This is a genomic window from Corynebacterium zhongnanshanii (genome assembly GCF_014490575.1).
Taxonomy (GTDB): Bacteria; Actinomycetota; Actinomycetes; order Mycobacteriales; family Mycobacteriaceae; genus Corynebacterium; species Corynebacterium zhongnanshanii.
On the sequence record NZ_CP061033.1, the window covers coordinates 254517 to 270297 of the forward strand.

Annotated in this window: 10 protein-coding genes and 2 riboswitches; of the genes, 5 read left to right on the forward strand and 5 right to left on the reverse strand. The window is 60.7% G+C overall.

Annotated elements, in window-relative coordinates; translation table 11 throughout:
* Position 1: 1 nt before the first annotated feature.
* Both IAU67_RS01090 and IAU67_RS01095 read right to left on the reverse strand, forming a co-directional pair.
* A complete protein-coding gene (locus tag IAU67_RS01090) occupies positions 2-616 on the reverse strand; it encodes a TRAP transporter small permease (protein WP_151842607.1) in 615 nt (204 codons plus the stop codon).
* A 4-nt stretch (positions 617-620) separates the two neighbouring features.
* The gene (locus IAU67_RS01095; RefSeq protein ID WP_151842606.1) at positions 621-1712 is read right to left on the reverse strand and encodes a TRAP transporter substrate-binding protein; all 1092 of its coding nucleotides are present in this window, start codon (positions 1710-1712) and stop codon (positions 621-623) included.
* A 246-nt stretch (positions 1713-1958) separates the two neighbouring features.
* Between IAU67_RS01095 and clpB the strand changes: the two genes are divergently transcribed.
* Complete coding sequence (clpB, locus tag IAU67_RS01100) at positions 1959-4556, forward strand: ATP-dependent chaperone ClpB (RefSeq protein ID WP_151842605.1); 2598 nt, start codon at positions 1959-1961, stop codon at positions 4554-4556.
* A gap of 16 nt (positions 4557-4572) precedes the next feature.
* On the opposite strand, the gene IAU67_RS01105 is transcribed toward clpB, so the two are convergent.
* Entirely contained in the window at positions 4573-4974 is a 402-nt protein-coding gene (locus tag IAU67_RS01105; RefSeq protein ID WP_151842604.1) for an MmcQ/YjbR family DNA-binding protein, read from the reverse strand.
* 419 nt (positions 4975-5393) lie between these two features.
* On the opposite strand from IAU67_RS01105, the gene exaC reads away from it, so the two are divergent.
* From exaC to IAU67_RS01120, 3 genes are all read left to right on the forward strand, one after another.
* Positions 5394-6914 carry an acetaldehyde dehydrogenase ExaC gene (gene exaC, locus IAU67_RS01110; protein WP_151842603.1) on the forward strand — a complete coding sequence of 507 codons (1521 nt, stop codon included), beginning with the start codon at positions 5394-5396 and terminating at the stop codon, positions 6912-6914.
* 283 nt (positions 6915-7197) lie between these two features.
* Positions 7198-8610 (forward strand): sodium/glutamate symporter, encoded by a 1413-nt coding sequence (locus tag IAU67_RS01115; RefSeq protein WP_151842602.1) that lies wholly within the window; start codon positions 7198-7200, stop codon positions 8608-8610.
* Positions 8611-8762: 152 nt separating this feature from the next.
* Positions 8763-9623: a sulfurtransferase gene (locus tag IAU67_RS01120; protein ID WP_151842601.1), complete on the forward strand. Its 861-nt coding sequence runs from the start codon at positions 8763-8765 to the stop codon at positions 9621-9623.
* A 62-nt stretch (positions 9624-9685) separates the two neighbouring features.
* On the opposite strand, the gene IAU67_RS01125 is transcribed toward IAU67_RS01120, so the two are convergent.
* Both IAU67_RS01125 and IAU67_RS01130 read right to left on the reverse strand, forming a co-directional pair.
* Positions 9686-10249, reverse strand: coding sequence for a hypothetical protein (locus IAU67_RS01125; RefSeq protein ID WP_151842600.1), 564 nt, complete (start codon positions 10247-10249; stop codon positions 9686-9688).
* A gap of 1153 nt (positions 10250-11402) precedes the next feature.
* On the reverse strand, positions 11403-12296 hold the full coding sequence (locus IAU67_RS01130) for an SDR family oxidoreductase (RefSeq protein ID WP_151842599.1): 894 nt from the start codon (positions 12294-12296) through the stop codon (positions 11403-11405).
* A gap of 282 nt (positions 12297-12578) precedes the next feature.
* Positions 12579-12670: riboswitch (glycine riboswitch) on the forward strand.
* 4 nt (positions 12671-12674) lie between these two features.
* Positions 12675-12750: riboswitch (glycine riboswitch) on the forward strand.
* 59 nt (positions 12751-12809) lie between these two features.
* Here IAU67_RS01130 and gcvP point away from each other — a divergent pair.
* Complete coding sequence (gcvP, locus tag IAU67_RS01135) at positions 12810-15728, forward strand: aminomethyl-transferring glycine dehydrogenase (RefSeq protein ID WP_151842598.1); 2919 nt, start codon at positions 12810-12812, stop codon at positions 15726-15728.
* The last annotated feature ends 53 nt before the right edge of the window (positions 15729-15781 follow it).

Sequence of the window (15781 nt, forward strand, 5' to 3'; positions counted from 1 at the left end):
ATTAGTGTCCTTCCTCGCCAGGGTCGTAATCAGTGAAGGGTCTGTGCCAGGGGGTTGTGACCTCGCGGTAGAAATCAATGGCGGCAAGAAAAGCGCACAGAATAGCGGCGCAGGGGACGATGGCGCGGAACGTCCAATCGGGAAGCGGAAGATCCGCCATTCCCGGCAGAGTTTGATGATGAAGAGAAAACGCCATCCACGTTTCATTCCATCCGGCCAGAGCAAGCATCACCATGGAAAAGGCCACCGATGCGTGGATCAGCACCAGAATGATCTTCTGCACGGGCCGGGGGAGCTTGGTGAATATCGTCTCCACAGCGATGTGGGTGGATGTGCGATAGGCAACAATAAGCCCAAAGAAGGCAATGGTGGGAAGAAGGTATTTTTCCGTGAGGCTGATATTCCATCCCAGAGGATGGCTCAATACCTCTCGCATGAACACCTCTGCTGCCGTGATAAGCACCAGAAGGATAATGGCTGCGCCGGCAATCCACGTGCACACTGCAGAAATGGCATTCTGGAGTTTATCCAGCCGGGGATGGTCTGTGGTGCGAAAACCGTAGGGGGTGCGGGTGGCGGTGCCGTCGTGGCCCGGATGTATCACCAGATGTGGCATGGTTTTAACCTCGTTTCGTGGCGCGGTGGGCGTGTTTCTTTAGCGCGGATTCCCACGCGTCCATCACCTCGTGGCCGGCTAGCCCGGTGGATTCGGCGGCGTTGATCCAGGACTGCTTGACTGGCTCATTCAGGGCTTCCCACTGGGCGCGATTCTGGGCGACGTCGTGGAAGCGCACCCCAGCTTTCTTCATGGCCGCGATGGACTTCGCGCGAGAGCCGTTGAGGGTCTCGCACAGGGATTGCTGGGCCTGCTCGCTGGCGTGCGTCAGCGCCTCCTGCTGCTGCATGGTCAGCGAGTCCCACGTGTCCACGTTGATCCCGTAGAAGAAGGTGAAATTGCCCTGCTCGGCACCATCAGTGGCGTCCGTGATGACGTCCTCCAGGCCATACGGGGTAATGCTGATGGGGCTGGCCAGCGTGCCCTCTACCGTGCCGCGCGACAGGGCCTCGTAGAGGTCGCCGATAGGCATAGCGACGCCCGCGGCGTGCATCTGGTCAATCACCCGATCTAAGGCGCCGCCGGTGGAGCGAAGGACTTTTCCGCGGAGATTATCAGGGTTGGATGGGTCGATGCCGGCGGACATGGCCTCGTATCCGGGGATGGATCCCGTCCACAATGGCCTGAACTTCATGGGGGCCATTTCTTTGTCGTAGAGAATCCCGCCGGGCATCACCAGGTCCCGTAGGGCGTAGGCGGTGACGCAGGAATCGGAGCCGAAGCCGGGGAGGTCGCCAATGCCGCTTAAGGGGAAGGTGGAGCTGACATAGCCAGGAGCGATGACTGCGAGGTCAGCGTTTCCGCTGCGCACGATCGACGGAATATCGGCCTGCTTGCCCAGCTGTCCGGACGCAAAGTAGTCGATAGTCATGCCGGTTTCTTGGGCGGAGGCCGTCATGGCGTCGAGGAAAGGTTGGGTCCCGCCCTTGCCGACAGGGTGCTTGAGGGCGTAATTGTCGGCCATGGTTAGGCGGGTGAGGTTTGGGCTGTCCTGGCCGTTGTTCTCCTTGAGGGAGCAGGCAGTGAGGCTGGAGGCGGCGAGGATCGCGGTGCCGAGGGCGGCGATGATGGGCGATCGACGATGTGTGTTCTTCATGAGCCCCTCCAAACAGGGAAGTGTTTACTTATATACGTAAACTATTTCTGATTTACATAAGAGTGAAGCATCCTTCGCAAGGCTTGGCAAGTAGTTTCCGAAAAGAAATGTCAATGGGGGCAATGTTGTGGGGTAGATCACAGTGCGAAAATGAAGTTGAGTGGAATAGACTCAAGGGCATCAAGGTTGAGCCTAGTGAACGCAAGGTTGAATGTTCAGATTCACCGTTACTAAGGAGGACTCACAATGTCGAACTTCACTCCTACCACTAAAACCCGCGAGGCAATGCAGGTCGCGCTGCGCAACGCCGTCGCGCAAGGAAACCCGGACATCCGCCCGGCACACCTCCTCGTGGCCCTTCTGGAACAAGAAGACTCCATCGCACAACCCGTGCTCCAAGCCGCCGGGGTGGACCCCGACGACGTGCTCTCCGCCGCGCGCGGAATCGTCAACGGATTTCCCACCGCCTCCGGCTCCAACATGGCCAACCCCAACTTCAACCGGGACGCCGTCAATGCGTTGAACGCCGGGCAGGAGCTGGCCGACCAGCTGGGGGACTCGTTTGTCTCCACTGAGGTGCTGCTGGCAGGAATCGCCAAGGGTAACGACCCCGCGGCAAAGCTCCTCCAGGACCGCGGCGCCACCACCGAGGCTCTGAAGAGCGCCTTCCAATCCGTGCGCGGTAACCGCAAGGTCACCTCCGAGGAGCCCGAAGGGCAATTCCAAGCCCTGGACAAGTACTCCACGGACCTCACCGCACGAGCGCGCGAAGGCAAGATCGACCCAGTGATCGGCCGCGACCAGGAAATCCGTCGCGTGGTCCAGGTGCTGTCTCGTCGAACCAAGAACAACCCCGTCCTCATCGGTGAGCCCGGCGTGGGTAAAACCGCCATCGTGGAGGGCCTGGCCCGCCGCATCGTGGCCGGCGACGTTCCGGAATCGCTGCGCGGCAAGCGCTTGATCAGCCTGGACCTTGGCTCCATGATCGCCGGCGCCAAGTACCGCGGCGAGTTTGAGGAGCGCCTGAAGGCCGTCCTGGACGAGATCAAGGAAGCCGACGGCGAGATCGTCACCTTCATCGACGAGCTCCACACCATCGTTGGAGCAGGCGCCGGCGGCGACTCTGCCATGGACGCCGGCAACATGATCAAGCCCCTCCTCGCCCGAGGTGAGCTGCGCCTCGTCGGCGCCACCACCCTGGACGAATACCGCAAGTACATCGAAAAGGACCCCGCCCTAGAACGCCGATTCCAGCAGGTCTACGTGGGCGAGCCCACAGTGGAAGACACCATCGGCATCCTGCGCGGCCTGAAGGAACGCTACGAGGTTCACCACGGCGTGCGCATCCAGGATTCCGCCCTGGTCGCCGCAGCCACCCTGTCCGATCGCTACATCACCTCCCGTTTCCTGCCAGACAAGGCCATTGACCTGGTCGACGAGGCGGCGTCGAGATTACGCATGGAAATTGACTCCCGTCCGGAGGAAATCGACGACGTGGAGCGTGTGGTGCGTCGCCTCGAGATTGAGGAGATGGCGCTGTCCAAGGAGACGGACGTTGCCTCTCGCGATCGGCTGGAACTGCTGCAGGCGGAGCTGGCCGACGAGCGGGAAAAGCTGGCTGGCTTGACCGCCCGCTGGGAAGTCGAAAAGGGAAGCATCGATAACCTCCGCGAGCTGAAGGAGGAGCTGGACAACCTCAATCGCGAATCCGAAATTGCTGAGCGTGAAGGAAACTTCGCCAAGGTCGCCGAGCTGCGCTACGGCCGCATTCCCGACGTGGAAAAGAAGCTGAAGGAAGCCGAAGACGTGGTCGCCACGCAGGAGGACATGATGCTGACCGAGGAGGTGTCCCCGGACACGGTCGCCGAAGTGGTGTCCGCCTGGACGGGAGTTCCGGCCGGCAAGATGCTGCAAGGAGAGACCGAAAAGCTCCTGCAGATGGAGAACATCCTGGCTGGTCGCGTGGTCGGGCAGGAGGATGCGGTGAATGCCGTATCCGACGCCGTCCGCCGCGCCCGCGCCGGCGTGGCCGACCCCAACCGGCCCACCGGATCCTTCCTGTTCCTTGGCCCGACGGGCGTGGGCAAGACCGAACTCGCCAAGGGCCTGGCCGAGTTCCTCTTCGACGACGAAACCGCCATGATCCGCATCGACATGTCCGAATACGGCGAGAAGCACAGCGTGGCGCGCCTGGTGGGTGCCCCTCCGGGATATGTGGGATACGACGCCGGCGGTCAGCTGACCGAGGCCGTACGACGACGCCCCTACAGCGTGGTGTTGTTCGACGAGGTGGAAAAGGCGCACCAGGATGTGTTCGACATTCTCCTGCAGGTGCTGGACGAAGGTCGCCTCACCGACGGCCAGGGACGGACAGTGGATTTCCGCAACACCATCCTGATCCTCACATCCAACCTGGGTGCCGGTGGCACACAGGAGCAGGTCATGGATGCCGTGAAGCGCCACTTCAAGCCAGAGTTCATCAACCGTCTGGACGACGTGCTGATCTTCGACGCGCTCAACGAATCCCAGCTGGAGGCCATCGTGGACATTCAGCTGAAGGGATTGGCGCAGCGGCTGGCTGGCCGGCGTCTTGACCTGGACGTATCCCCGGAGGCCAAGACGTGGCTTGCCGAGCGCGGATACGATCCGGCCTATGGTGCGCGCCCTTTGCGTCGTCTGATTCAAAAGGCAATCGGCGATCGTTTGGCGAAGCTGCTGCTGGCCGGTGAGATTCGCGACGGCGACACGGTCCGTGTGGACGCTACGGCGGTCAGCGGCGGTGCCGATGACGGAGCAACCCAGCTGGACATCTACGGGGTCACGCCCGAGGATGCCGAGGCCTAGGGGCCCGAGGAGCGGCCTAGAGAAATTGCGTGAGCCGGTGGTTGAATGGATCCACCGGCTGCTTCGCTTTCGGCAGCTTGTCCACAACGCACAAGTAAGAATCAGTAATCAGATCCTTCACTAACTCCGGACTGATGCCGGGGCCGGCCACCACGCTATTCCAATGCGTCTTGTTCATGTGGTACCCAGGGGTGATCTCTTCATGCTGCTGCCGGAGGCTCACGCCTTCGTCCGGGATCGCTTTCAGAATGATCATCTGCGTACGCGCCGGATTAAAGTGTGGGTGGGCGCGGATCATGAAAATCTTGCCGCGAACCCGATAGGCATCCCAACCCTCGCCGAAAGGCTGATCACGAGAAGTTGCCGGCAACTCCAGCGCGTGCTGGTGAGAAACGCTGACGAGTTCTTCGGGAGTCATGGCCCAAGTGTAAAAGAATCGGTGGAGGATGTGTCCTTGGGTGGCGCTTTATCTGGTGTCTTAGCCGGTGTCTCAGCTGGGTGCGAAAGGAGAGTAGAAGGGATACGGAAGGAGATGGGAAGAGGACGAGGAAGGGTAGGGGAGATACCCCCGTTGATGTACGGGGTGGACTGCCGTATCCAGCACTATTGGGTTCAAATAAGTTCTGTGAAAATACTTAGCCGGGCGTCGAACGGGTGAAGCAGCACATCGACATGATGACGCACCTCACAATTGTCTGTAATTTGTGGGGTGTGCCATATAACTGCTGAAGTGGGCGGCTGATAAGTACCATCGCACACACGCGAGCGTGGTGCAGCGCGCAACTCCACGCAGGTCAACACGTGGCGCTGAACCATCACAGAAAGGCTTGATCGCAGATGACTGTTTACGCAGACCCAGGAACCAACGGCTCGCTTATTACCTTCAAGGAGCGCTACGAAAACTTCATCGGAGGCCAGTGGGTGCCTCCCGTTGACGGCGAATACATGGACAACGTATCCCCCATCAACGGACAGAAGTTCTGCGAAGTACCGCGCTCCAAGGCAGCGGACATCGAACTAGCCATCGACGCCGCCGAAAAGGCAGCGCCAGGCTGGGGCAAAACCAGCGTCCAAGACCGCTCCAACGTCCTGCTGAAGATCGCTGACATCCTGGAACAGAACCTCGAGATGCTCGCCGTGGCAGAGACCTGGGACAACGGCAAGGCAGTCCGTGAAACCCTGGCAGCAGACCTCCCACTGGCCGTGGACCACTTCCGCTACTACGCAGGTGCCCTGCGCGCGCAGGAAGACCGCACCTCCCAGATCAACGAAGACCTGGTCGCCTACCACTTCCACGAGCCACTGGGAGTGGTCGGCCAGATCATCCCATGGAACTTCCCCATCCTCATGGCCGCATGGAAGATCGCCCCAGCGCTGGCCGCCGGAAACGCCATTGTCCTGAAGCCCGCCGAGCAGACCCCAGCATCCATCCTGGTGCTCGTGGAGCTCATCCAGGAGGTGCTGCCAGAAGGTGTGCTGAACATCGTCAACGGCCTCGGAACCGAAGCCGGTGCAGCACTGACGGCCACCGACCGCATCGCAAAGATCGCCTTCACCGGATCCACCGAAGTCGGAAAGATCATCAACAAAGCCGTGGCTGAGAAGCTGATCCCCGTCACCCTGGAGCTGGGCGGCAAGTCCCCATCCGTGTTCTTCGCAGACATCATGGACAAGGACGATGACTTCCGCGAAAAGTGCGTGGAGGGCCTGGCCATGTTCGCCCTGAACCAGGGCGAAATCTGCACCTGCCCATCCCGCGCACTGGTCCACGAGGACATCGCCGAGGAGTTCCTGGCTCTGGCCATCGAGCGCGTGAAGAACATCAAGGTGGGCAACCCACTGGACACCGACGTGATGATGGGCGCACAGGCATCCCAGGAGCAGATGGACAAGATCACCGGCTACCTGAAGTCCGGCCCAGAAGAAGGCGCAGAGGTCCTGACCGGCGGAAACGTCAACCAGATCGACGGCCGCGATGGAGGTTTCTACATCGAGCCAACGATCTTCAAGGGCCACAACAAGATGCGCCTGTTCCAGGAGGAAATCTTCGGCCCCGTGCTCGCCGTGACCACCTTCAAGACCTTCGAAGAAGCCATGGAGATCGCCAACGACACCGAGTACGGCCTCGGCGCCGGCGTATGGTCCCGTGACGGACGCACCGCCTACAAGGCAGGCCGCGAAATTCAGTCCGGTCGCGTGTGGGTCAACAACTACCACCAGTACCCAGCTCACGCAGCCTTCGGAGGCTACAAGAAGTCCGGCCTGGGCCGCGAGACCCACCTAATGATGCTGGACCATTACCAGCAGACCAAGAACCTGTTGTGGTCCTACGACGAGAAGCCCATGGGCTTCTACTGATCCAGATAGGGGTTGGCACGCGAGCGGCTCTCGGGAGCTGCTCGCGTGCAGGCCGCGCCTGCGGTGTGGCGTGCGTGAGCAGCCGTGCAGGCGGAGATCCGGATGCGGGGAGAGGGGCGTGGGGGAGTGAGGTTGGGCGTCGGATAAAAATCGAACAACGCACAGCGAAGATGATGAATGTAGGGGCGGGACAGTAGTATCGGGGTCGGCAACGAACCAGGCGGCGCGGGCGCACGACACACAGACGTGCTGGCGCTACAGAGCAGAAAGCGACAAGACCATCATGGGTGACTCTGAATACACCGCATTTACCCTCATGACGGACATTGGATTGATCTCCATCCTCATGATCATCGGTACCTTCATGAGGCGCCACTTCACATGGTTCCGCAACCTACTCATTCCGTCACCCATCATCGCGGGACTGCTCGGGCTGCTGCTGGGGCCAGAGGTGCTGGGTATCATGCCTTTCTCCAACGCGCTCGGCGATTACTCCACCCTGCTGATCGCCATCGTGTTCGCCTCCATGCCGTACTCCATGAGCTTCCAATCCGGTGACATGAAGAAGGCCCGCAACATGTGGGCCTACTCCACCTCCATGTTCCTGGGGCAATGGGCCATCTTCATCCTGCTCGGAATCTTCCTGTTCAAGCCACTGTTCGGCACGGAAGACTGGTTCGGCATGATGCTGCCCGTCGGATTCGTGGGAGGCTTCGGCACCGCAGCGGCCGTGGGAGGCGCGCTCGACGGAGTGGGTGCGGACGCCGCCATGTCCCTTGGCTTCATGTCCGCCACGGTCGGAACGCTCGCTGCGATTGTGGGCGGAATCATCTTCGCCAACTGGGGCATCAAATCCGGCCGCGCCAACACGCTGCCGAAAGAACTGCCCTGGGAGCTGCTCTCCGGAGCCATCGAAGACCCGAAGAAGCAACCCTCCATCGGCAAGGCAACCACCAACCCTTCCTCCATTGAGCCACTGGCCCTGCACCTCGGGTTCATCATGATGACCGTGATGTTTGCCTACTTCATCCAGCAGGCCATCCAACACCAATTCCCCAACGTATCCATCCCGCTGTTCGCACTGGCCTTCGTGGTCGGAATCCTTGGAGTGCTAGGGCTCAAGGTCATCAAGCGGCCCGAGTACCTGAACCCACAGACCGTGAAATCCATCTCCGGTGGATCCACCGACTACCTGATCGCCTTCGGTGTGGCCTCCATCGTCCCCTCGGCTATTGCCTCCTACTGGCTGCCGCTGCTGGTGCTGTTCCTCCTGGGACTGGCGTACTGCTTCGTGTTCTTCCGCTACATCTCCCCACTCTTCTTCGGAGAAAAGTGGCTGGAACGCGGCGTGTTCGGCTGGGGCTGGGCCACCGCCGCGGTTGCCACGGGTATCGCCCTGCTGAAGATCGTGGATCCCGACCTGAAATCCGGTACCCTCAACGACTATGGCGTGGCCTATGTGGGATTCGCCCCCTTCGAAATCGGTATGACGATCCTGGCGCCCATCGCGGTGGTGTCCGGATTCACGTTCGGCCTGGGAGGAGCGGCGCTCGTGGCCGGGGTGGGAATCTTCCTGTTCCCGATCCTCTCGGGATGGCTGCCGAAGCAAGGCGGGAAACAGGGCGGTCAATCGTCCGGACAACAGGCCGGAGCTGGACAACAGTCGAGAAAACAGGCTGGAGAGCAGCCGAGATAACTGCCGAGAAAACAGGCTACGAAGCCATGAGTTGATGGCAGCAGTACCGCGGCGAGGTGATGAGGACCGCGCCGCGACCACACTGCGATCAGACTGCGATCACACTGCAATGACCGCGCACGGATAAGCCAACAAGGATAAGCTAAGCCACTATGAGCACCAGCACCACCAACCCCTCCACCCCATTCATCACCGGCACCGAGCTATACCACCACTTCCAGCATGGCCAGCGCATGACGATCATCGACTCCCACTGGGCCAAAACCGAAAACAGTGCCTGGGAAGCCTACGTCACCCAACACATCCCCGGTGCAATGTTCTGCAACCCCCTGCGACACCTCGCCGGAATCCCCTCACGACAACACGGCCGCAACCCCATCCCCGACGTCAACGACCTGCAACGCTACCTCGACGACTGGGGAGTGATGACAGACCGACCCACCTACATCTACGACACAGGTGCCAACCTCTACGCCGCCCGCGCCTGGTGGATCCTACGCTGGGCCGGAGTGAACAACGTGAGCATCCTCAACGGAGGAACCGGAGAATGGCAAGCCGCCGGCGGCGACGTCGCCGGCGGCATTGGCGCCCTGCGCGGACGCGGAGATGTCACCGTCACACCGGGATCCATGCCCACACTCGAGATTGATGAGATCGAAGACTGGCTCGCCCAAGGAAAAATGCTGGTCGACAACCGCGACGAAGCGCGCTTCAAAGGACTCAAAGAAAACGTTGACCACCAAGCAGGGCACATCCCCGGAGCCGTAAACATCCCCACGGACGTTCTGCAAGAATCCAACGGACGCGTGCTTCCAGCGGAGCGGGTGAGGAAGATTTTGGGTGAGCTTGGCGTCGAAGAAAATACGGAGATCGCAGTGTATTCCGGATCGGGCGTGCATTCGTCCCTGTTTATCGCGGCGATGGAGGCTGCGGGGTTGCCGGCGCCGCGGCACTATGTGGGCGGTTGGTCGCAGTGGTCGTCGGATGCGAAGCGGCCGATCGAGCGAGGCTGATCCTCCCCGGTTTGTACAAATTGTTCGACCAAAACGCCAAAATTGGGTCGAAAAATGGAGTTTTAGTCGAACAATTTGTGGTGGGGTGTGAAGAGAGGGAAGGCCTGCATGAACTCGCCGAACGAACGAAGCGCGGGCGCCGTGACCCGGTACTCCCTCATCCCAAAACTGCGCAACACAGAAGAAATATAGTGATCCTTATCGCGCTGCTCACGGGTTAGGTGATGGGAACCGTCGTACTGAAAGGCGAGCACGTGCGCCGCCATGGACTCCCACGCGAACGACGTCAGCTCGATCCCCTCCGCCCGAACGGTCTGCGCCCATCGCTCATCCACCACCAGCACATCAACCGTGGTGACCAGCATGCCGCCACTGAACACGGGAACCTGAGTCAGGCACAGCAGGCCCTTGTCTCGGACAGCGTGGGCAACCATCAGCCGCAGAATCGTCTCCGGCGGCGACTCCGCCCCAGAACAGGACACATCCATCACCTTTCGAAACAGATTCTGATTGCAATGGCCATGAATGGGAGCATTGGTGCCCTCGCCCGGAGGCAAGAGAGTATGTTGTGCCAGATGAATCACCGCATCCGCCAGCTGGACCTGCCTAATAAGAGTGCTGCTCATGTCCGGAATCCGAGGCACAGGCCACCGCAGAATCTCCACCTCCGGGGCGTGCCTTTCCAAACTCGATAAACACCCGGCCAACGCAATAGATAAAGGGACAGCCTTCAACTCCGGAAAAGCTGGATCCGGGTGGACGTGGTGAAGAGGGAGGCTACGAGGGCGTCGACGTCGAAGCCCCAACCATTTCTCAGCCCCATGCCCAACCCGTTGGGAAGACCAAGTAGTGAAGAACATCGTGGGCTGATGATCAACGAAATATTTGAGGCCATGGAGGGCTAGTGAAGAAAAATGACTGGCCGTGGCGCTGGGATTGGAGAGGAAATAAGCCCGAGCTCGGGAGACTGGGTCTAAGTCTGCGCTGCCGAGTGCGTGAGGGGTGGTGGCTGGATGAGGCTGGGTGCTGCGAGAGCAGGGGTTGGAAGAGTGGGGGTTGGAAGAGTGGGCAATCGGAGAATGAGGGTTGGAAGAGTGGGGGAGCACCTCGCGGGGGATCCAAACTCCATGGACAACCTGAAGGAATTGAGGATTACGCTCCGGGTGGTGGATGTTGTGGAGGCGCGCCAAGTCTGCGCTGGTTATAGGCAATATTGTTGGGAGTGGCGCGGTGTGAATGCGGCGGAGGTTGTTCCGCTCGTGTTGGGGTGGTCGGTGCGAAGCTGCATGCGGTCGATAGTGCGGCTTGCCGTGTCGCGGTTGCTGCGGCGGCTGCTGTGGTGATGGTAGCTGCGGACGTGTGTTCATAGGTTGAACAATTGCACGAAGTTTACCTAAGGGGAAGAAGAAGTTTTCGAGCCTGTGGATAACTAGGTGTTTTCTGGGGGAAATTAGCCGCCTTGTGGACGTTGTGGATAACTCTGTGGGTTTTGAGTGCTGTTCTGTGGATAACTCTGTGAGTAACCAGGTTTTGCTGTGGAAAACTTTGGCTTTGTGGTGGGGAGGTTGTGGATAACTCCAGGCTGTCGGGCGTGCAGTTACCAGGGCTGTGCCTGGCGCACCTGGACTGCTGGGGCACCAGGCGCACCAGCTGCATCCGGCGCACTTGCCCAACAAATTGTTCGACCAAAACGCCATTTTTGGGGCAAAAAATGGCGTTTTGGTCGAACAATTTGGATCTCCTGTTCCTCAGGGGCCTGAGGAACAGGAGATGCCTGAGCTAGGAGAGGCCGTGCACCTTGTTGAGCAGCCAGTGCGTGGTCTCCAGAGGAAGCACCCGCGACAGCGGGAAAATCAGACCAGCCTTTGAGCCTGCGGCATAGAGCGGCCGCGGCGCATCATCCAGAACTGCCTTCATGATCTCCTCAGCGACGCGCTCCGAGGAGATACCCGCAGCCTCATTGGCGTCCAACTTGTTCAGCATCGTGCTGAACTCAGCTCCATACGGCCCCTGAAGATCCACATATTTAGTCCGCCTCTGGGAAAGCCCCGTATTGATCGAGCCGGGTTCCACCACGGACACCCCAATTCCAAAAGGCCGCACCTCGCGGCGCAGAGAAAAACCAAACCCCTTGATGGCCGCCTTCGAGGCCACGTAGCTGGAGCGAAATGCAAGCGGAAAACTCCCCAGCATCGAACCGACCATCACCACGCGGCCGCGACCCGCCGCACGCATGGATGGCAAAAGCTTCTGAGTGAGCTCCACCTGCCCCTGCACGTTGATCTGAAACAGCCGCTCCAGCGCATCGCGGGGAAGCTCCTCGAACGGGCCGGACTGAGACTCGCCTGCGTTGTTCACCAGCACCGCAGGGGCGTCACCGTGAGCGTGAATATCTTCGACGCAGGCCTCGATGCTGTCCGGATCACTCAAATCAAGTGCCACGTAGTGCACTCCAGGGTGCCGGTCAGACACGGAGTCTGGGTTTCGGGAGGTGCCGATGACATGGAAGCCGGCGTCGGATAAGGAAGAGGCGGCAGCTTTGCCGATGCCCGATGTTGCCCCGGTGACCACCGCGACGCGGCGGCCGGTGCGGTCGGGGGCGGGCGCGACGGAGGGGAGCGCGGGGCTGCGGAGGATTGGGCTGAGAGTTCGGGAGAATGGAAGTTTTGTCATGGACACTATTGTGGCGCATGGAGGTGGGGCTGGGGCGGAGTTGGGAAAACTTCCAGGCCGCCCCACACACAAAATGTTCGATCAAAACGCCAGTTTTTGGGCGAAAAATGGCGTTTTGATCGAACAATTTGTAGGGAGGTGTGTAGGGAAAAGGGAGGGCAGGGGGGATGGAGCGGAGGTGGTCTTGCGGGAGGTCTACGGAAGTGAGGTCGAACACTATAGAATTGGACGCGGTGACCGCGCAGGACACACCGCGCACCCACACAACTACATACGCCGCTATGAGCTGCGGTGGGAGAGGGCCGGCCCGCGCCGGCCGCCGACGGAGCAACAACCCTTCAGACACTCTCAGGCACCCGTACCGCCACAGTCAGGCACCTCTGGAAAGCGCTTTCGGCAGTCGTAGGTCGAAAAGCCACCGAAGGAGCAAAACTCTCAGGTACCAGCGACAGAGCGAGGGGATGGACCTACCTTGAACAACCCAAGAACAACCCACAACTCTAAGGCGTAATTATGGCAACATCTCACGACGAGTTCACGAACCGACACATTGGCCCGAACCCCGCAGATACCCAGGAGATCCTGAATTTCCTGGGCTACGAATCCTCCCAGGCGCTCGCGGAGGCCGCGCTCCCCGATTCCATTAAGCAGTCCGCTCCGATCGGCTTGCCGGACGCCTTGGATGAGACCGAGACGCTGGCCGCGTTGCGCGCTTTCGCGGATAAGAATGTGCAGAAGAAGCAGCTGATTGGCGCTGGTTACTACGACACCGTCACCCCGGCCGTGATTCGCCGCAACGTGGTGGAGAACCCGGGCTGGTACACCGCGTACACCCCGTATCAGCCGGAGATTTCCCAGGGCCGTCTGGAGGCTCTGCTGAATTTCCAGACCATGATTCAGGATCTGACGGGCCTGCCGATCGCGGGTGCGTCCTTGTTGGATGAGGCGACTGCGGTGGCTGAGGCTGTGCAGTTGATGGCTCGCGGCAACGCGAAGGCGTTTAAGAATGGTGGCGTGGTGCTGCTGGATTCCGCGTTGCATCAGCAGTCCATCACGGTGACGTTGGCGAGGGCTGAGGCTGCGGGAATTGCGGTCGAGGTTGCTGATTTTTCTGATGACGACGCCAACACCTCTCGTTCCTTCGCGGATCACGACAATCTGGTGGGTGTGGTGCTGTCCAACCCTGGTTCGACCGGCCGGGTTCGTGATCTGAAGCCTGTGATTGCGGCGGCGAAGGAGGCCGGCGCGTTGGTGACGGTGGCTGCTGACCTGTTGGCATCGGTTCTGGTGACGTCTCCGGGTGAGGCTGGGGCAGATATTGCTGTGGGTTCTGCGCAGCGCTTTGGTGTGCCACTGTTCTTTGGTGGTCCTCACGCGGGCTTCATTTCGTGTACGGAGGCGTTGCAGCGTAAGTTGCCGGGCCGCATTGTGGGTGTGTCTGTGGATGCGGAGGGTGCTCCTGCGTATCGTCTGGCGCTGCAGACCCGTGAGCAGCACATTCGGCGCGATAAGGCAACGTCCAATATTTGTACGGCTCAGGCGCTGTTGGCTGTGGTCGCTGGTTTTTATGCGGTGTGGCATGGTCCTCGTGGCTTGCGGGAGATCGCCACGGCGGTGCATGGTCGCGCGGTGGCATTGGCTGTGGCATTGTCTGAGGCTGGTCTGACCGTGGCGCACGATACCTTCTTCGATACGGTCACGGTGCGCCATGACAGCGTGGACGAGGTGCTCACCCGAGCCGCGGACGCTGGCTTCAACCTGCGCCGCGTGAATGACGAGTTCGTGGGTGTGTCCGTGGGCGAGTCCACCACGGACCAGGACACCGCAGAGCTCGTGGAGATCCTGTCCGGCACCTCCGCACGCATTAACACCGCGGACTTTACCGCGGACAACGGCCCGCTGGCGGAGGCTGGTGTGCTGCGCGAGGATGAGATCCTCACGCACCCGATCTTTAACAGCATCACCTCCGAAACGCAGATGATGAGGTACCTGCGGAAGCTCGCGGATCGCGATCTGGCCCTGGACCGCACGATGATCCCGCTGGGTTCCTGCACGATGAAGCTCAACGCAGCGGTGTCCATGGAGCCGATCACCTGGCCAGGCTTTGCGGGCATCCACCCTCATGTTCCGGCCGAGCAGGCGCAGGGTTGGCTGGAGTTGATCGCTGACCTGGAGGAACGTCTGGCGAAGATCACCGGTTATGCGAAGGTGTCTGTCCAGCCGAACGCTGGTTCTCAGGGTGAGTTCGCCGGCCTGCTGGCTATTGCCCGCTACCACCAGTCCCGCGGGGATGACGAGCGCAACCTGATTCTGATCCCGGCCTCCGCCCACGGTACGAATGCGGCGAGTGCCGCGTTGGCCGGCCTGAAGGTGGTTGCGGTGAAGAATGCCGAGGACGGCTCCATCGACGTGGACGATCTGGATGCGAAGATCGCCAAGCACGGCGAGAACATCGCCGGCATCATGATCACCTACCCGTCCACGCATGGCGTGTTCGAGGAGCAGGTCCGCGAGGTGTGCTCGAAGGTGCACGCCGCAGGCGGACAGGTGTACATCGACGGCGCGAACCTGAACGCCCTGGTGGGATTGGCCCAGCCAGGCGAGTTCGGCGGAGACGTCTCCCACCTGAATCTGCACAAGACATTCACGATTCCTCACGGTGGCGGAGGCCCAGGCGTCGGCCCTGTATGCGTGGCTGAGCACCTGATTCCGTTCCTGCCCACAGACGCGCGGGAGGATATTCACGACGACGCCCACGGCGCGGCAACGGGACAGCCCGTGTCGGCGTCGGCGTATGGTTCGGCCGGCGTGCTGCCGATCACCTGGTCCTACATCGCATTGATGGGCGACGAGGGATTGACCGAGGCGTCCCGCATGGCACTCGTGAACGCCAACTACGTGTCCCGCAAGCTGGAGGAGTACTACCCAACGCTGTACACGGGCGAGACCGGCCTGGTTGCCCACGAGTGCATCTTGGATCTGCGAGAGCTGACGAAGGCCTCCGGCATCACCGCCGAGGATGTCTCCAAGCGCCTGATGGACTACGGTTTCCACGCTCCCACCTTGGCGTTCCCTGTTCCGGGCACGCTGATGGTGGAGCCAACCGAGTCCGAGGACAAGGCCGAGCTGGATCGCTTTATTGAGGCGATGGTGTCCATCCACGGCGAGATCCAGGAGGTCATTGATGGCGCGGTTGCGGCTGAGGATTCGGTTCTGCGCCACGCGCCGTTTACTGCACACTCGGTGATCCGGGGTGATTTCGACGAGGCTGTGTCTGGCGGAAAGTTCACTCGCGAGCAGGCCGCGTTCCCTGTGCCGTCCTTGCGCGTGGACAAGTACTTCGCGCCGGTGCGCCGCATCGATGGCGCCTATGGTGACCGTAATTTGGTGTGCTCCTGCCCGCCGATTGAGGACATCGCGGAGAACCTGTAGGGGCTGGCGGGCCTTCATAATGGGGGCTTAAGAATAAGGACTAAGAAAACTAG